The organism is Cohaesibacter intestini (assembly GCF_003324485.1).
GTDB lineage: Bacteria > Pseudomonadota > Alphaproteobacteria > Rhizobiales > Cohaesibacteraceae > Cohaesibacter > Cohaesibacter intestini.
The window spans coordinates 753,234-771,299 of record NZ_QODK01000003.1 but is presented as its reverse complement, the minus strand read 5'-3'; the positions used below and the strand labels follow the sequence as shown (position 1 = coordinate 771,299).

Sequence of the window (18,066 nt, the reverse complement as noted above, 5' to 3'; positions counted from 1 at the left end):
GCGTTGCTGCGGTCATGGTTTGACCTCCAGGCTTACCGGAGTCACAAGCCAGTTTTTCGGATTAATCAGTTTGAAGGCTCCAATTACCTCGATGGACTTGCCTTCAAGACTGCCACGATCCAAGTCAGACAGGATGTCAGCAGCCATGGCACGATTGATGCCTGCGCCTGCATCCTGGTATTCGATTTGGTTTTTGAACTGACCGAACTCGATGTCGCCGACAATGTCGCGCAACTCGGTGCCATTGATGGCTGGGCCGGTCTGGACCCGCACCTTGGTGCCTTCTGGCAAGCCTTCAACCAAAACCGGGAAGATGCCTGAAGAGCCCTTGCCAGCAACGCCAGACAGTTTGACAGGCAAGACAGGAAATGCCCCTGCCATTGTGGCATATTCCTTGACCGCCGCTTTCTTGTCGCTCTTCAGGCCAGCTGCCAGATCGGTGGCATCAGGTGCCTTGGCAATGACCGCATCTCGAATGCGCGGGAAATTTTGTTGCCCGAAGCGGTCCGGGTTGAAGGCTTCCTGCCGCGCATCTTCAGCAGAGCCAATCACGACCACTTTGGTGTCCAAGGCAATCGCACCCACCAATGCAACCAGCATGGTACAAGCGATCATCCAGCCTTTTGATGATCTTTGGGTCGATCCCTGTCTTGATTTGGCGTTGGCTATGGTTGCAGCCATTCTACGCTCCTCCCGCTTGATCCGACAGATCCTAGATGCCGCCGAAACAGATGCCTGATGCAAGACCAGAGTGACGGCCTCAGCATTGGGCAAAATTCCAATTTTGGAGCGTGAAGACATGACTGTCTCGGCGCGCAAATGTGCGAACCCACTCCTCCCCTTTTTGCACCGGATGCACCCTCCACAGCACATTGCCCGGCACATGTCGAAACCGGTTAATTCTCGGTTGCGACGATCCAACAATAGATGAAATAAAATACTTTGTCTGCAAAAAAATTCACACAGGCAAGATTTTTTATGATATGAAGTTTGTATACACACCTCGCGGCACCGCCGAAAAGCACGCTGTAAACGAATGTTTTTCATAGTGTTTTTCGATTCATCCAAAAGGAGCTACGCCGGGAGCTGTGGGAGGAGGAAGAAAATGGGAAATTGTCAACGTTACAAATTTTGCGGGGGCTATGACCAATGACGGATGGTGCAGACCTGATCATCGGGATCGATGCCGGGACCTCCGTCATCAAGGCAATTGCGTTTGATTTTTCGGGCAACCAGATTGCCAGCTCAGCGGTTCGCAACCGCTATGAATTGGGGCCGGATGGATCGGCGACCCAATCCTTGCCACGCACGTGGGCGGAGTGCGTTGTCGCCATCAAAGGTCTTTCCAAGGAAGTCGACAATCTGGCCTCTCGGGTTGCGGCCATCGCATTGACGGGGCAAGGCGACGGCACATGGCTGGTGGGTGAGCAGAATAAAGATGTCTGCGATGCCTGGATCTGGCTCGATGGCCGTGCGGCCCCGACCGTTGCCCGACTGAAACACGGGGCCAATGAACGGGCGCGCTTTGAAGCCACTGGCACGGGCCTCAATACCTGCCAACAGGGCACGCAATTGGCCCATATGGCGCAGCATCATTCCGACTTGCTGCATCGGGCAGAAGTGGCCCTTCATTGCAAAGACTGGCTGTTTCTCAATTTGACCGGCATGCGGGCCACCGATCCGTCGGAAGCCTGTTTTACCTTTGGCGATTTCCGTAGCCGGACCTATAGCGACACGGTGCTCGATTCTTTGGGTCTTTATACCCACCGCAATTTGCTGCCACCCATCATTGATGGCTCGAAAGACACCCTCCCCCTAAGTGCGAGTGCTGCAGAAGCGACCGGTCTTCTGGAAGGCACGCCCGTCTCCCTTGGCTATGTGGACATGGTGATGACAACAGTTGGGGCTGGCGTTCATACGGGCGAATCTGGGGTTGCCTGCTCCGCGGTTGGTTCAACGGGCGTTCATATGCGTTCGGTGCGCTCAGAGGATGTGCATCTGAATGCGGAAGGCTCTGGCTATGTGATCTGCCTCCCGGTGGAGAATATGGTGACGCAGGTGCAGACCAATATGGCGGCGACGCTGAATATTGACTGGATCTTGTCGGTTGCCCATGACCTGTTGGCTGAAGACGGGCAAAAGATCGCTCATGCAGATCTGGTCAAGCGGATTGATGGCTGGATGGCGCAGTCCAAACCGGGCGGGCTTGTTTATCACCCTTATATTTCGGATGCGGGGGAACGCGGTCCCTTTGTGGATGCGAAGGCACGGGCCAGCCTCATCGGGATGAACCTCAATCATCGCTATCCAGATTTGGTCCGCGCCGTGGTGGAAAGCCTCGGCATGGCTGCCCGGGATTGCTATCAGGCGATGGGCGAGATGCCGCGCGAGCTGCGCCTGACAGGCGGAGCGGCTCGGTCGCCAGCCCTGCGTGAAGTGTTGGCCTCGTCTCTCAATGTGCCGGTCAGTGCGTCTGCCCGCGAGGAAGCAGGCGCTGCGGGCTGCGCCATGATGGCCGCCGTCGCCATTGGGGTCTATCCGGATATGGATGCCTGTATTGCCGACTGGGTGACGCCGCTTCTAGGCGAAAAGCAGGCGCCGAATCCGGACCTCGTGCCCATCTATGAGACCACCTTCCAGACTTATCAATCGTCGCGCAAAGCCATGGCTCCGGTCTGGCAGGACCTGTGACGATTTACCAACATTATTGAAGCAACCGGTGAAGCGCACTGGTTTAGGAGTCGAGATGACAGATTCAATCAAAGTAGACCTCTTTGTCATTGGAGGCGGTATCCTTGGCGCAGGCATTGCGCGTGATGCGGCGGGACGTGGGCTGAAAACCGTTCTATGTGAAAAGGACGATCTGGCGCAGGGCACCTCCTCACGGTCAGGCAAGCTGGTGCATGGGGGATTGCGCTATCTGGAATATTATGAGTTCCGCCTTGTGCGCGAGGCCTTGACCGAGCGCGAGGTTCTGATGAAAAACGCGCCGCATGTCATTTGGCCCTTGCGCTTTGTTTTGCCCCATAGCCCACAGGACCGCCCTGCTGCGCTCATTCGCCTTGGTCTGTTTCTTTATGACCACCTGGGGGGCCGTAAGAAGCTGCCCGGCACGCGGATGCTCAATCTGCGCCGGGACCCGGAAGGGGCCGCGATCATGGATCAGTATCGCATCGGCTTTGAATATTCTGATTGTTGGGCCGATGACGCCCGTCTTGTTGTGCTGAATGCGGTGGGGGCCAAGGAAAAGGGCGCAATCGTCGTCACACGCAGCCCTGCCACCAAAGCGGTCCGGGAGAATGGCGCGTGGAAGGTCACCACCACTGACAGCTTCACTGGCGAGACCAAGACTTATAAGACAAAGGCAATCATCAATGCTGCCGGTCCATGGGTGTCCGATGTCATCAACAATGTCGCCAACTCCAAATCCAAGCGCAATATCCGTCTGGTCAAGGGATCGCATATCATCGTGCCAAAATTCTGGACCGGGGCAAATGCCTATCTGGTACAGAATCATGACAAGCGCGTTATTTTCATCAACCCCTATGAGGGCGATCTGGCGCTGATTGGCACCACCGACATTTCTTATGAAGGCCGTGCCGAGGATGTGGAAGCCGATGAGAGCGAGATCCAATATCTGATTGATGTGGTCAATCGCTACTTTAAGGAAAAGCTCAATCGCGATGATGTGATCGAAAGCTTCTCCGGCGTCCGCCCCCTGTTTGATGATGGCCGTGGCAATCCGTCCGCGGTGACCCGCGATTATGTCTTTGATCTTGACGAGACCGACAATGCGCCTTTGCTCAATATTTTTGGCGGCAAAATCACGGCTTATCGGGAAATCGCTGAAGGTTGCCTGAAGCGGATGAAGAAATTCTTCCCCGACATGAGCGGCAATTGGACCGAGAATGCGCCCCTCCCCGGTGGTGACCTTGAAAATGCCGATTATGACCTGTTCCAAGACAAGATGAAGCGGGACTATCCGTGGATGCCGCGGCCATTGCGCAACCATTATGGTCGGCTTTATGGCTCGCGCATTGCCGCCATTGCCGGCAATTCCAAATCGGTTGAAGAGTTGGGGCGGCATTTTGGTGGCAATCTCTATGAGGCAGAAGTCACCTATCTGGTGGATGTGGAATTTGCCCGCACCGCAGAAGACATTATCTGGCGGCGGACCAAACATCGCCTGCATATGAGCGCGGAAGAGCAAGCCGCCTTTGCCGACTGGTTTGCAGCGCTGGACACCAACGAAACGGCAAAGGCATCCTGATATGGCTTTTACCCTTTCGCTCAATACCAATCCGCTGGTCAATCGCTTTGCCGATCCGGATGATCTGATTGATGCCATCGCAGGCAAAATCCGCCTGCGCGACATACAGCTGACCCATGAATTTATCAATCCCAGCTGGCCAGCGCCGCTGATCCGTCGCCTGACACGGCAAATGGACAAGGCGCTGGAGCGGACCGGTGCCCGGGTGACCTCGGGCATGACCGGGCCTTATGGCAGGCTCAATCATTTCGGCCATCCGGACCCGAATGTGCGGCGCTATTATGTCGACTGGTTCAAATGCTTTGCCGACATCATTGGCGATCTTGGCGGTAAGTCGGTCGGCACTCAATTTGCCATCTTCACTTTTAAGGACTTTGACGATCCGGCCCGGCGTGAAGAGCTAATCGATATTGCCATCGACCATTGGGCCGAAGTGACCGAACATGCCAAGGGGGCCGGTCTCGATTTTGTCTTTTGGGAGCCGATGAGCGTTGGCCGTGAATTTGGCGAAACCATCAAGGCCAGCATTGATCTGCAAGACCGCATTTCAGAGGCTGATATGGCGATCCCAATGTGGATGATGGCCGATATTGACCATGGGGATGTCACCTCCGAGGATCCATCCGACTATGACCCCTATGCCTGGGCCCGCGCCATTCCGCCAGTCAGTCCGATCATTCACATCAAGCAGAGCCTGATGGACAAGGGTGGGCATCGGCCTTTCATTGCCGAATATAATGCAAAGGGGCAAATCCAGCCCGAACCGTTGATTGCCGCTTTCAAAGCGGGTGGCGCGAAGGACAATGAAATCTGTCTTGAGCTGAGCTTCAAGGAGCGCGAGCCGAATGATCGGCAGGTCATTCCCCATATCGCAGAAAGCGTTGCCTTTTGGGCGCCTCATATCGACAGTGGGGAACAAAGCCTCAAAATTTGAGGTGGAATGCAAGGTTTTCTTTGTGTTAACTGCAAGGGGACCAATTGGGCATGGCATTTTGTACCTCCCCAGCCGAAAGCAGACTGTTCCATAATCCGGCGGGACGCTATGATCGGGCATAAAGAAACAATGCCCAAAACAAGATGATGTCATGCCGCCTCTTTCCTTGATGGATGGGCGGCAGGGCTTTTGCTCTTTGAGACAGGAGCATGAGGGAAGATGCATAAGGATAGACCGATGAGCGGATTGAGACCCCTTCCGGACAACGAACACAGTTTGGCGATCCGGGCTGCATGGCTTCATTATGTTGGAGGCCTGACGCAGGCAAAGGTCGCCAAACGGATCGGCGTTCCCTCGGTGAAGGCCCATCGGCTGATTGCCAGAGCGGTGGCCGAGGGCTCTGTCAAAGTAACCATCGAAGGCGAAATCATCGAATGCATCGAGTTGGAAAGCGCTCTCTCAGAGCGTTATGGCCTCGATACATGCGAGGTAGCACCCGATCTGGAAGAAGTTGGCCTGCCGATCAAAACACTTGGCTTCGTTGGAGCGAGTTTTTTGCGCCGTTGGCTTGATATGGGCGAGGAAACCCTGATCGGTATCGGCCACGGGCGCACATTGGCGGCGGCCATCCGCACTTTGCCGCGCATGCGCATAGAAGGGATGCGTTTTGTGTCCCTGCTAGGTGGTCTGACCCGCAATTTTTCGGCAAACCCGCACGACGTGATGCATATGCTGGCGGAAAAGACCGGGGCGCAGGCCTATGTGATGCCCGTGCCCTTCTTTGCCAACACCAGCGATGACCGAGAGATCCTGTTGGCGCAACGGGGCGTCAATGAGGTTTTCGAGCTGGCGGAAAGCGCACCACTGAAGATTGTCGGGATCGGTACGGTGGACACCGATACGCAGCTGGTCGCCTCAGGCATGATAGAACAGTCAGAGATTGCGGAGATTGCAAAATCTGGTGCCATTGGCGAACTGCTGGGCCATTTCTTTGACCAGGATGGTAACATCCTAGAAACACCCCTCACCTCGCGCACCGTGTCCGTATCCCGCAACAGCATGACCAACAGCAAAATCGTCGCCATCGCTGGTGGCGACCAAAAGGTGGATGCCATCCGCGCCATTCTCAACAGCCGCAATCTCTCTGGCCTGATCACGGATGAGCGGACGGCGCGCGCCTTGCTGGCCTGACATTGCATGCCAGTCATTGTAGGCCAGTCATTGCAGGCCAGTCTTTGCAGGTCAGACCTGCTCACCTGTCAAATGCGTTGACCCGAACACGAAAAAGCCACCGTCGAAACGGTGGCTTTTGTCATTCAGCTCTCGGTCCCGCTTATTGGGGCGCAATCATCTTTTCAGGACGGACAAGCGTGTCATAATCCTCTTCGCTGACGAAGCCGAGCTTGACCGCCTCTTCTTTCAAAGTGGTGCCATTCTTGTGGGCTGTCTTGGCGATGGTGGTGGCATTGTCATAGCCGATATGCGGTGCCAGCGCCGTAACCAGCATCAGCGAGCGTCCCATAAGCTCGGCAATCTGGTCTTCATTGGCCTTGATGCCGACGACACACTTGTCGGTGAAGCTGTTGCAGGCATCACTCAACAAGCGGATCGATTGCAACGTGTTGAAGATGATAACCGGTTTGAAGACATTGAGCTCGAAATGCCCCTGTGAGCCAGCAATCGATACCGTTGTGTTGTTGCCCATCACCTGAGCGCACACCATCGTCATGGCCTCACACTGGGTTGGGTTGACCTTACCAGGCATGATCGACGAGCCGGGTTCGTTTTCCGGCAGGGAGATTTCCCCCAGCCCCGAGCGTGGGCCGGAGCCGAGCAGGCGAATGTCGTTGGCGATCTTGAACAGGCTCACCGCGACACTATTCAACGCCCCATGGGCTTCGACCATGGCGTCATGGGTGGCCAGCGATTCAAACTTGTTAGGCGCGGAGGCAAATGGCAGATCGGTATAGTCGGCGACTTCTGCGGCAAACTTCTCGGCAAAGCCGATTTTGGCATTGATGCCGGTGCCAACCGCCGTGCCGCCCTGTGCCAGATCATAAAGCGCAGGCAAGGTGGCACGCACTCGGCGGATGCTGTTGCGGACCATGGCGACATAAGCGGAAAATTCCTGCCCGAGCGTCAGCGGCGTTGCATCCTGCAAGTGCGTCCGGCCGATCTTAATGATGTCCTTAAAGGCATCGGATTTTGCTTCCAGAGCAATGGCCAGATCATCGAGAGCGGGGATCAGGCTCTTGTTGATCTCTTCAGCGGTCGCGATGTGCATCGCGGTCGGGAAGGTGTCGTTGGAGGATTGGCTGCGATTGCAGTGATCATTGGGATGAACTGGCTCCTTGGAACCCAGAATACCGCCCAGCAATTCGATCGCGCGGTTGGAGATCACCTCATTGGCATTCATGTTGGATTGGGTGCCGGAGCCGGTCTGCCAGACTGACAGAGGGAAGTGATCATCAAGTTTGCCTTGGGCCACTTCTGTCGCTGCGGTGACGATTGCATCGCCAACGGTCGGGTCGATATTATCGAGCGCCAGATTGGCTTTGGCTGCAGACAGTTTAACAATGCCCAGCGCACGGATGAGGGGTGCCGCCATTTTTTCCTCGCCGATCGGGAAGTTGATCAGAGAGCGCGCTGTCTGGGCACCAAAATACTTGTCCTCCGGCACTTCCAATGGGCCGAAGGAATCCGTTTCCGTTCGCATCGTCATGATCGTCTCCAAGCATGTGTTTTTAGCATTTGTTTCGGGCAATTGTTTTTGGCTGTCTCTGTGCAGATTGACACAGCACAAAGGAAAGGAACGACAAGTCCATTAGGATGAAGTTCACCGTCTCTATGTTGAAGATATAATTCAAGTAATGTGCGTTTTAAAGGCTTGTTTTCCTTCATTTTGTCGCACCACAGGTTGTGGTGGCATGAAGCTCTGGATTTTGACCGCCAAGGGTTGAAAAATCCGGGAAAACAGCGCACTGATGGAGGCGAGCAAAGCTGATCGTGCAGCGAAGTCTGACCTTTTGCTTCCCGCACCTTCGGTGACATGCGCAAGAGTAAAAGCAAGTGGCATCACCGCCGCCTGTTTCGCTGAACGAGGACCAGATATGAGCTTTCAGGTGAACAAGCTCTTCCCACTCGGGAAGGATGAGACCCCCTACCGTAAATTGACGTCGGACTATGTGTCCGTTGAAACCTTCAAGGGCAAGGACGTCCTTATGGTCGAGGAAGAAGGCATTCGGTTGCTGACCGAACAGGCTTTCATGGACATCAACCATTTGTTGCGCCCGGGCCATCTGGAACAGTTGAGCAAGATTCTCGACGACGAGGATGCAACCGACAACGATAAATTCGTTGCTTATGACCTTCTGATGAATGCCAACATTTCTGCATCCGGCATCCTGCCAATGTGTCAGGACACGGGCACCGGTATCGTCATGGGCAAAAAGGGCTCACATGTGCATGTGGTCGGCTCTGATGAAGGCGCAATCAGCAAGGGCGTCTTTGATGCCTACGACAAGAAGAACCTGCGTTACAGCCAGCTGGCTCCTCTGACGATGTTTGAGGAAAAGAACACCGCCAACAATTTGCCAGCCCAGATCGATATCTTTGCCGATGGGGAAGACGAATATAAGTTCCTGTTCATCGCCAAGGGTGGCGGTTCGGCCAACAAGACCTTCCTTTATCAGGGCACGCCCGCTCTGTTGACCGAAGACCGGATGCTGGCCTTCCTGGAAGAGAAAATCAAAACCCTCGGCACCGCTGCTTGTCCTCCATATCATTTGGCGATCACTATCGGCGGTCTGTCTGCTGAGCTGAACATGAAGACCACCAAGCTGGCCTCGGCACATTATTATGACACGCTGCCGACCAAAGGCTCTGAAACCGCGCATGCCTTCCGCGATCTTGAGATGGAAGAAAAGGTTCACAAGATGACCCAGCAGATGGGCATCGGTGCGCAGTTTGGCGGCAAATATTTCTGTCACGATGTGCGGGTGATCCGCCTGCCGCGTCACGGTGCTTCCCTGCCAATCTCGATCGGTGTGTCCTGCTCGGCTGACCGTCAGTGCGTTGGCAAGATCACCAAGGACGGGATTTACCTTGAAGAGCTGGAAGCCAATCCGGCGAAATATCTGCCGGACGTAGATGGTGAGGAGCTGGGCGGCGATGTTGTCAAGATCGACCTCAACAAGCCAATGGCAGAGCAGCTGGCTCAGCTGACCAAGCATCCGACCAAGACTCGTCTGTCTCTGTCCGGTCCGCTGATCGTGGCCCGCGATCTGGCTCACGCCAAAATCCGTGCCCGTCTTGAGGCCGGCGAGGAATTGCCGGAATATTTCAAGAACCATCCGATCTATTATGCAGGTCCGGCCAAGACACCGGAAGGCTACGCATCCGGGTCCTTTGGTCCCACCACGGCAGGCCGCATGGATAGCTTCGTGGATCAGTTCCAATCCTTTGGTGGATCAATGATCATGCTGGCCAAGGGCAACCGCTCAAAAGCGGTCACCAATGCCTGTAAAGCCCATGGTGGATTCTATCTCGGATCCATTGGCGGACCGGCTGCCCGTCTCGCTCAGGATTGCATCAAGAAAGTCGAGTGCGTGGAATATCCAGAACTCGGCATGGAAGCCGTCTGGCGGATCGAAGTGGAAGATTTCCCGGCCTTCATCGTGGTTGACGACAAAGGCAACGATTTCTTTGCTGAACTGAATTTGGGTTAATCTTCAACAGCCCGGATATCCATCCACGGATATAAACACGAAAAGAGAAACCCGGCAGTCGCCGGGTTTTTTGTTATATATGAATCACTTGAATGACTTTATTGAAGTCTTGATGGAATATGTTGAAGTGTCGAATGAACGCGTCGGAGCAGCCTTGAGCCTTCGGCTCAGAAGCGAATGCGCAATGCGATATTGCCTGCATGGTAGCGCTCGAAGCGATTGAAGGCACCGTGATAGCCTGCCGACAACGCCAGACTCTCGTCAACATTGAGCATGACGGACGCATAGAGATTGAAGATATCAAGCGGCGGTTTCGCTCCGACATATTGATAGCTGACACCCTGATCGGTGGAGATGCGGTTGGCATTTTCGAGCTCACCAAACCGATGCCCCCAATAGCCGCCAACGGTTGGCACGATCGAGCTTTTGTCGAGCAGAATGACCGACGACAGGTTCACACCGAGCTTGGACGAACCGGTAAAGACCGTGTTCTTGGCGGTGATGATAGAAGCTGAGCTGTTGCCCTGCTCGACCACTTCGGCCTGCTTTAACCAATTGAGATCCACCCCGGCAAGGGGCTGAATCATCAAGCGCCCGACATTCCATCGAAAGCCTGTTTCAAAAGCGGCATTGATGCGGCGGTTGGTGAATTTGGACCAAAAATTGCGCAAGTCGCCCATACCGTTGATGTCGACAGTTCGGCTGGCGCTGTTCTTCTCCCAGCTATGAGTCGCCAAACCGTCAAGATACCACTTACCAATTTCGAGGGTGCCGGTGCCGCCAATCTTCCAGGCGGTGACATCGAGTTCGTTGTTGTTCTCGTGAATATCGACGGAGATATCCGACACGGAGCCAAGCACGCCCAAACGCAGATATTCGTTTGAATAGAAATCCGTCCCGGCCATGATGCCGCCGGTCTGAATGCGAATACTTGCCAGTTGGGCAGTGGCATCCTTGTTACCCAATGTGCCGAGCAACTTGAACCAGACCGCTTTTTCCAAAGGCGCCGCGCCATAGTCGAGCGGCTCCTCCTCACCATTCATGGCGTTGATCTTGTCCAACGCTTCGCTGCTTGAGCCCGTCGGCGCATAGTGCAATATGGCGGACCCAACGCTGACGCGCTGTGTGGGTGTCATCAAGGCGACGTTGGCGGCATTGCTGTTACTGGCGGCGGCACTCACAGAGGAGGCATTGCCACTGGCCGATTTGCCATTGGAAGAGACTTCACCGACTTGTCTCTGATAGGACCAAAAAGCAGTCGGAATGCTGTTGCACAGATGGGGGCGATAGGCAGCATCGAAAACATACTGGAAATATTCACCCAGATTACAGGTACTGCTGCAGAGCGGGTCGTAATTGGGGTCGGTTTTAACAGTGCTACAAGCGCTGACCTGTTGTGCTTTTGCATCTTCAGGAAGAAGGGCAACGGATCCGACAAGGAGCAATGCACCCAAAATCAGTTTTGCCAATCCATTCATGTCAATCAACCTTCGCGTGGCCACTCTCATGCAACCTATCAGTCACACATCCACCAAACGCCACTCTACGTTAAAGAAGCACCCGTCGAAGCCCTTAGCACTTTTTGCGCCCTGTCGCCTAGATGGCTATGATTAAAACCAGAGAAAATCTGCCAAAATATATCGGAACGTTGCCGATTGGTCGTAGTTTCCCGAATGTTTCACCGCCGACAGGATCCATTCGTTTGTTGGAAAACAAGGTAAGGGAAGGCCTCAGTTTTCGGCTATCAGCGCATGAGATTGGGCCGAAATATCGACTTCAACGTGTAGAAGATTGATTCGACACTCCTATTTGCTGCAATCATTCAACTTTTTCCACTCAAGAGTGAGTTGTGCCAATTTTCGGGGCAACTGATCAGTCAAGTGCCCTTAGGAAGAGTCCCAACTGTTGCGAAATCGCCACAACGTACATTTGCTTTGCATCAAAAACGCAAATGTGAACGCTTCCTAGCCAAAAAGCACTTGCAACGATCATCCTTTCTTAGGAAAGATCCTGTCAAAATTATCGCAATTTTTTCCTAGGCAGGGCTTCGTGACGCATGAATCTTGCGGATATAGAAGACTGCCTGAACCTTTCGATAAGTTCGGGGCAAACTTAATGCGCAAACTATTCTCTCTCGCCGCAGGCATGATTCTGGGTCTCACGGTTGCTGTCACAGGCGCCCAGGCATCCAAATATTTCGACATGACCACCAACACCTGGAAAGAAGTCAACGGGTCCGTTCGTGGTGGTCGTTCGCCGATTAAACGCAGCACCGTCAGCTATGATGGCAAATATGCGAATGCAGCAAAAGGCACCATCATCGTCAATACCAAGGAACGTCGTCTGTATTTCCTTCTTGGCGATGGCAAAGCCGTAAAATATGGCATCGGCGTTGGTCGTCCCGGCTTTCAGTGGACAGGCACCCATCGTGTAAGCCGCAAAGCGGAATGGCCGGGCTGGACTCCTCCTCCTGCCATGCGCAAGCGCGTGCCTAATCTTCCAGCCCACATGGAAGGTGGCCCAAACAACCCGCTCGGCGCTCGTGCGATGTATATCGGTTCCACCATCTACCGCATTCATGGCTCCAATGAGCCTTGGTCCATCGGTCAGGCCGTGTCTTCGGGCTGCATCCGTCTGGCCAACGAAGATGTGATCGACCTGTATGAGCGCGTGCGTGTTGGTGCCCGTGTTCACGTGATCCAGGCCAATCAGAAATAAGTCTGGACGTTTTCAGACAAAAGAAAGCCGGTTCCCTGTGAGCCGGCTTTTTTCATTTCACGCGTACCAAATCCAATCAGTCACGGCTGAGGCCGTTTTCCTCGAGCGCCTGAAGATACGCATCCCAGATTGCTTCATGGTCCCGGCCTGATTTCAGGAAATAGTCCCAGCTGAAATAGCCCGTGTCATGCAAGTCGGTGAAGGAAATGCGGACCGCGTAATTGCCAACCGGCTCGATTTTCATGATCTCGACGTCTCGTTTGCCGCCAACAGTCTTTCGTTCCTGTTCGCTGTGTCCCTGCACCTCGGCACTTGGCGATGTCACCCGCAGAAATTCCGCGGTGAAGACATAACTTTCTGCCGTGTCAAACGAGATGGTGAGCGTTTTCCTGTCTTCAGACAGGCGCAATTCGGTTGGCCATGGATTGGTCATGCAAGGCTTTCTTTCCTGTCGGACATCACCGCAGTTACGAAAAAGTCAAGTGTATCCTTCCAGACTTATGCCATGCTCATCTCCGGTTCAATGACAGTTTGCATGAAAATCACTTCACGCTTTGCTGAACCTCAGTAGGATTGACTAGGCCGCCCCGCACACCCTATCTTTCGTGCGAGATCCCAAACGACCCTGTCTTGTAAGAGAAAGAGTGACCCAATGCAGCATGATGAGTTGGCACAGGCAAACGCGCCATTGATCGATCTGTTCGGACGTCATGTCAACTATTTGCGTGTGTCTGTCACGGATCGATGTGATTTCCGCTGTTTCTATTGCATGGCCGAGAATATGAACTTCCTGCCCAAAAGGGAGGTCCTCAGCCTTGAAGAACTGGATCGCCTTTGCTCCTCTTTTGTCTCCCTTGGTGTGAAACGGCTGCGATTGACTGGCGGGGAACCTTTGGTGCGCAAGGACATCATGACGCTGTTCGGGTCCCTGTCGCGCCATCTGGACAGCGGAGCGCTGGAAGAGCTGACCCTGACGACCAACGGCTCGCAACTGAAGCGATATGCCAGTGAACTGGCGGCGCTTGGCGTGAAGCGGATCAACGTTTCTCTGGACAGTCTGCGCGAGGACCGCTTCAAGGAAATTACCCGATGGGGCCGTTTTGATCAGGTTATGGATGGTATCGAGGCCGCCCTTGCCGCCGGGATCAAGCTCAAGCTCAATGCCGTTGCCCTGCGCGGTGTGAATGATGATGAATATGATGAGATGATCCGTTTTTGCCACCAGCGCGGTATGGATGTGACTTTCATCGAAACCATGCCAATGGGCGAGATCGACCATGAGCGCCTTGACATGTATTTGCCCTTGTCGGAGCTAAAACGGGATCTGGCCCAGAGCTGGACTCTGGAGCCTTCAGCGCACAAGACGGGCGGTCCGGCCAGCTATGTGACGGTAAAGGAAACCGGAGGACGCGTCGGTTTCATCACGCCAATGACCCACAATTTCTGTGAAAGCTGCAACCGGGTCCGGGTCACTTGCACCGGCACTCTCTATATGTGCCTGGGTCAGGAGGATGCCGCCGATCTGCGCGCCCCCTTGCGGGCTTCCGAGAGCGATGGCCCGTTGACCGAGGCAATCCTGTCGGCAATTGCCCGCAAACCCAAGGGTCATGATTTTATCATTGACAGAGATAATAATCGCCCCTCTATTGGCAGACATATGTCTGTTACCGGTGGCTAGAAGATCAAGCATTCATCGCTTGTCTTGCTGCGTTTGCCGCCTCCCCGAATAAAGCAAGGTCTGACTTCATGACTACCGCGCCGCAAGGAACGGTCGCAACGCGCGTTGATGCGGCTGCGATCCGTACCGACAAAGGCAATCTGTATGGCATCATGATCATGCAGGTTGCGATCCTTTTCTTTGTGACCAACGATTTGCTGACCAAAATGGGTGGCGAATCCCTTTCGACTGGCCAGGTCGTGGTGGTTCGCGGCATTGTGGCCCTTACGCTGCTGGCCTGCATGTTGGCGTGGACAAAGGAATATAAGCGTCTGCGGGCGGCTTTGCATCCGACAATCCTGTTGCGCGCGGCATGCGAAACCATCGCGGCTCTTTTGTTTTTGACCGCGCTTGCGCAATTGCCGTTGGCCAACATCGGGGCCATTATGCTGACGATTCCGCTGGCGTCGACAGCAGCGGCAGCGATTTTCTTTGGCGAACAGGTCGGGATACGCCGCTGGAGTGCCATTGTGGTGGGCTTTGTGGGCGTGATGGCGATCGTTCGCCCCGGACTGGAAGGCTTCACTTTCTATTCGCTGTTTGCGTTGGGCGCTGTGATCGGCGCAACAGCACGTGACGTGATCACACGCCGTATCCCGGTCGGTGCACCTTTGTGGGGCGTGACCTTCATCACCATGCTGATGTCAACCATCGGCGGTGGCCTGTTGAACCTGACGGAAAGCTGGGAACCAGTATCGACCATTAGCATGCTGATGCTGGCGCTGGCTGCAGTGTTCCTGACCCTTGGCCAATATGCCATCGTGATTGCGATGAACAATGGTGAGATCTCGGTGGTTTCCTCCTTCCGCTATATTTCGATGCCGATCTCGCTCTTCTATGGCTATGTCTTCTACAGTGACATTCCTGATCTGCAGACATGGTTCGGCATTGCCCTCATTCTTGCCTCCGGCATCTACACGATTTTCAGGGAGAGGACTGTCTCGCGCATGCGCCGGCAAGCCCAAGCCAAAGAGGCTGCGGAATCTGGCGGTTAGTCGCCTTTCAAAGCTTCTGGTCCGTCTGCCAAAGTTGCCGTTCCGATTTTGCAGGTTCGACTCAAAAATGCGTATGCGTCTTGGCAGACCCTCACTACAATGTTACATCCTAGAGGACGCGAGGCCTTCAAGCCCCCCTTAGTTGCCTTGCGCCCTCAATTCCCCCCTTTCGGTCTGCTGGTCTGTTTTTGTCCGCATTCAGGCCAAGTTTTGAAGTGATTTGTCTATGAGTCTTGCGACGCCAACCATGCGTGCGCCATCTGGTGCCTTATTGCCCTCCATCGTCATTCTGGTAGCGGTCACGGCCGTCAACCCGATGGCCGTGAATATTTATGTCCCTTCCATGCCGAGCGTGCAGGACCATTTCAACGCCCCTGCAACGCTGGTTCAGCTCACCTTGTCCCTTGGTCTGGTCGGAACGGCCTTCACTCAGCCAATCATAGGCCCCCTGTCTGATCAGTTCGGGCGCAGGCCCGTGTTGCTTGGTGGTTTGCTTTTCGCCGCACTGGCCTCGTTCCTCTGTGCGCTGTCTTCGTCGCTGGACATGCTTATCGTTTGGCGTGTCATTCAGGTGGCTGGCGGGGCTGCCGGGCTTGTCTTGGGCCGCGCCATCGTCCGCGATATCAGGAAACCGTCCGAAGCGGCGAGTATGCTCGGCTATGTGACTATGGGCATGGCGATGGCGCCGATGGTTGCGCCGATCATTGGCGGTGTGCTCGATGACCTCGCAGATTGGCGGGCGGGCTTCATCTTCACCGGATTGATGACGCTGATTGCGGTTGCCTGGGCTTGGTATTCTTTGCCCGAGACCAACAAGCATCTGGGTCAGGCCCCTTCGATCCGCGCCATGTTGGCAGATTATCGCACCCTGCTTGGTATGAGCAGCTTCTGGATCTACACCCTGATCAGCGCCTTTGGGGTTGGAACCTTTTTCGTTTTTCTGGGCGGTGCGCCCTATGTCAGCCAGAATATGTTCCATCTGACACCAACCCATTATGGCTTCTATTTCGTTCTGGTGGCAGTTGGCTACAGCATTGGCAACTTTCTGTCCGGTCGCTATGCCTCGCGGCTCGGCCTGTTCAAGATGATCCTGATTGGCTGTCTTTTGACGCTGGCAGCGTCCGCTTCGGTGGTCATACTAAGTCTGCTTGGCCTTGAAGGTCCGGCCTACCTGTTTGGTGCAACCTTCTTTCTTGGAATCGGCAACGGGCTTGTGATGCCCAGCGCCAGCGTCGGGGTGGTCAGTGTCATCCCGCGCCTTGCAGGCAGCGCATCCGGTCTGTCCGGCTCGATTGTCACTCTGGTCAGTGCCGGTTTCAGCTATATTGTTGCCTTCATGCTGACCGACAGCGTTCTGCCGATGGGGCTTTTGATGTGCTTCACCGCAGGCATTGCCCTCGTGTTTGGGTATCTGGTGCAGTTTCTCACCTTTGCCGAAACCGACTAAGGCCAACACACCTGCGGTAAACTGAAAAAGGAGCCGAAAGGCTCCTTTTTTGGTCTGGTCGTTGGATCGCGTAGATCCGTTTATTCAAAGACGATCTTTGGCGCGACCCTGCCTGCATTTTGCAGTCCATTGGCGACCGACTGGGCCAGATTGAGATAGATGGCGGTGTGGTCACTATCCGGCTCTGTTGCAACAATCGGTGTGCCGCTGTCCGCCCGCTCGCGGATATCGATATGCAACGGCACTTCGCCCAGAAACGGAACATTGATATCGGCGGCGGTCTGACGCGCGCCGCCATGACCGAATATCTCGTGCCGTTCGCCGCAATTTGGGCACTGGAAGTAGCTCATATTCTCAATCAGACCAAGGATTGGAATTTGCACCTTCTCGAACATCGCGATGCCTTTTCTGGCGTCTAGCAAAGCCAGATCCTGCGGCGTGGAAATGATGACCGAGCCTGACAGAGGCACCTGTTGCGCCATGGTTAGCTGAATGTCGCCGGTACCCGGAGGCATATCAACGACCAGCACATCAAGCTCGCCATTGATGTTCCAGGCCACATCGCGCAACATCTGCGTCAGGGCCGAGACAACCATTGGGCCGCGCCAGATCATCGGGGTATCTTCCTCAACCAGAAAACCGATCGACATGGCAACAATGCCGTAGGCCTCCATCGGCTTTAAGGTGCGCGTGCCTTCGATCATTTCAGGCTTGTCGGTAATGCCAAGCAGGCGCGGAATGGAGGGGCCGTAAATATCGGCATCAAGAATGCCGACCTTGAGGCCATTGGCTTTCAGGGCCAGAGCCAGATTGACGGCCGATGTCGATTTGCCAACCCCGCCCTTGGCCGATGAGACAGCCACGATGTGACGAACCCCTTCAACGGTGATCCGGGCGCTGCCGCCCTGAGCACGCTGTTTGGGCTGTTGCGGCGGTTTCGGGGCTGGATTGGGCTTGGCTGTCGCGGAGGCCGTACCGGGTTTGCGTTCAGCGGTCAGCGCGACCATCGCCTTTTCCACCCCCGGCAGCGCAAGCACTGCACGTTCGGCCTGCTGGCGCACAGGCTCCATGGCCTTGGCCTCATCAGCCTCGACATTGAGCGAGAAGATCACCGATCCGTCCTTGATGAAAATTTCGGAGACCATATTGGCAGAAACCAGATCACTGCGCCCGTCGGGTGTCTTGATCTCTTTCAGCTTTGCGTGAATGGCGTCTTTGGTCACGGATGCATCTTTTCTATTTTTCCAAAACACGTGTG

The 18,066-nt window shown here is 54.8% G+C and carries 15 protein-coding genes; 9 read left to right on the top strand and 6 right to left on the bottom strand.

Annotation, left to right across the window (positions count from 1 at the left end; all coding sequences use genetic code 11):
• Positions 1 to 12 precede the first annotated feature (12 nt).
• Positions 13 to 681: a DUF2291 family protein gene (locus DSD30_RS14150; protein WP_114010293.1), complete on the bottom strand. Its 669-nt coding sequence runs from the start codon at positions 679 to 681 to the stop codon at positions 13 to 15.
• 468 nt (positions 682 to 1,149) lie between these two features.
• On the opposite strand from DSD30_RS14150, the gene DSD30_RS14145 reads away from it, so the two are divergent.
• From DSD30_RS14145 to DSD30_RS14130, 4 genes are all read left to right on the top strand, one after another.
• A complete protein-coding gene (locus DSD30_RS14145) occupies positions 1,150 to 2,691 on the top strand; it encodes an FGGY-family carbohydrate kinase (RefSeq protein ID WP_114010292.1) in 1,542 nt (513 codons plus the stop codon).
• Positions 2,692 to 2,746: 55 nt separating this feature from the next.
• Positions 2,747 to 4,270 carry a glycerol-3-phosphate dehydrogenase gene (locus DSD30_RS14140; RefSeq protein WP_114010291.1) on the top strand — a complete coding sequence of 508 codons (1,524 nt, stop codon included), beginning with the start codon at positions 2,747 to 2,749 and terminating at the stop codon, positions 4,268 to 4,270.
• 1 nt (position 4,271) lies between these two features.
• Positions 4,272 to 5,204: a sugar phosphate isomerase/epimerase family protein gene (locus tag DSD30_RS14135; protein ID WP_114010290.1), complete on the top strand. Its 933-nt coding sequence runs from the start codon at positions 4,272 to 4,274 to the stop codon at positions 5,202 to 5,204.
• Between the two features lie 237 nt (positions 5,205 to 5,441).
• Positions 5,442 to 6,395, top strand: a complete 954-nt coding sequence (locus tag DSD30_RS14130; RefSeq protein ID WP_114010289.1) for a sugar-binding transcriptional regulator — start codon at positions 5,442 to 5,444, stop codon at positions 6,393 to 6,395.
• Between the two features lie 142 nt (positions 6,396 to 6,537).
• Here DSD30_RS14130 and fumC read toward each other — a convergent pair whose 3' ends face one another.
• Both fumC and DSD30_RS21590 read right to left on the bottom strand, forming a co-directional pair.
• The gene (fumC, locus tag DSD30_RS14125) at positions 6,538 to 7,926 is read right to left on the bottom strand and encodes a class II fumarate hydratase (protein ID WP_198662961.1); all 1,389 of its coding nucleotides are present in this window, start codon (positions 7,924 to 7,926) and stop codon (positions 6,538 to 6,540) included.
• A 141-nt stretch (positions 7,927 to 8,067) separates the two neighbouring features.
• A complete protein-coding gene (locus DSD30_RS21590) occupies positions 8,068 to 8,280 on the bottom strand; it encodes a hypothetical protein (RefSeq protein WP_138150274.1) in 213 nt (70 codons plus the stop codon).
• Between the two features lie 34 nt (positions 8,281 to 8,314).
• Between DSD30_RS21590 and DSD30_RS14120 the strand changes: the two genes are divergently transcribed.
• On the top strand, positions 8,315 to 9,931 hold the full coding sequence (locus DSD30_RS14120) for a fumarate hydratase (RefSeq protein ID WP_114010473.1): 1,617 nt from the start codon (positions 8,315 to 8,317) through the stop codon (positions 9,929 to 9,931).
• Positions 9,932 to 10,098: 167 nt separating this feature from the next.
• Here the strand turns inward: DSD30_RS14120 and DSD30_RS14115 are convergent, their stop codons facing one another.
• Complete coding sequence (locus tag DSD30_RS14115; RefSeq protein ID WP_157967714.1) at positions 10,099 to 11,409, bottom strand: autotransporter outer membrane beta-barrel domain-containing protein; 1,311 nt, start codon at positions 11,407 to 11,409, stop codon at positions 10,099 to 10,101.
• A 637-nt stretch (positions 11,410 to 12,046) separates the two neighbouring features.
• On the opposite strand from DSD30_RS14115, the gene DSD30_RS14110 reads away from it, so the two are divergent.
• On the top strand, positions 12,047 to 12,649 hold the full coding sequence (locus DSD30_RS14110; RefSeq protein ID WP_114010287.1) for a L,D-transpeptidase: 603 nt from the start codon (positions 12,047 to 12,049) through the stop codon (positions 12,647 to 12,649).
• A 76-nt stretch (positions 12,650 to 12,725) separates the two neighbouring features.
• On the opposite strand, the gene DSD30_RS14105 is transcribed toward DSD30_RS14110, so the two are convergent.
• Positions 12,726 to 13,082 (bottom strand): gamma-butyrobetaine hydroxylase family protein, encoded by a 357-nt coding sequence (locus DSD30_RS14105; RefSeq protein WP_114010286.1) that lies wholly within the window; start codon positions 13,080 to 13,082, stop codon positions 12,726 to 12,728.
• Positions 13,083 to 13,301: 219 nt separating this feature from the next.
• Here DSD30_RS14105 and moaA point away from each other — a divergent pair, with 219 nt between their 5' ends.
• The 3 genes from moaA (at position 13,302) to DSD30_RS14090 (ending at position 16,808) form a co-directional block, all read left to right on the top strand.
• Positions 13,302 to 14,327, top strand: a complete 1,026-nt coding sequence (moaA, locus tag DSD30_RS14100; RefSeq protein WP_114010285.1) for a GTP 3',8-cyclase MoaA — start codon at positions 13,302 to 13,304, stop codon at positions 14,325 to 14,327.
• Positions 14,328 to 14,395: 68 nt separating this feature from the next.
• Positions 14,396 to 15,361 carry a DMT family transporter gene (locus DSD30_RS14095; protein ID WP_114010284.1) on the top strand — a complete coding sequence of 322 codons (966 nt, stop codon included), beginning with the start codon at positions 14,396 to 14,398 and terminating at the stop codon, positions 15,359 to 15,361.
• Between the two features lie 226 nt (positions 15,362 to 15,587).
• Complete coding sequence (locus DSD30_RS14090; RefSeq protein WP_114010283.1) at positions 15,588 to 16,808, top strand: multidrug effflux MFS transporter; 1,221 nt, start codon at positions 15,588 to 15,590, stop codon at positions 16,806 to 16,808.
• 80 nt (positions 16,809 to 16,888) lie between these two features.
• Here the strand turns inward: DSD30_RS14090 and apbC are convergent, their stop codons facing one another.
• Positions 16,889 to 18,031, bottom strand: coding sequence for an iron-sulfur cluster carrier protein ApbC (gene apbC / locus DSD30_RS14085; protein WP_245418476.1), 1,143 nt, complete (start codon positions 18,029 to 18,031; stop codon positions 16,889 to 16,891).
• Positions 18,032 to 18,066: the final 35 nt, after the last annotated feature.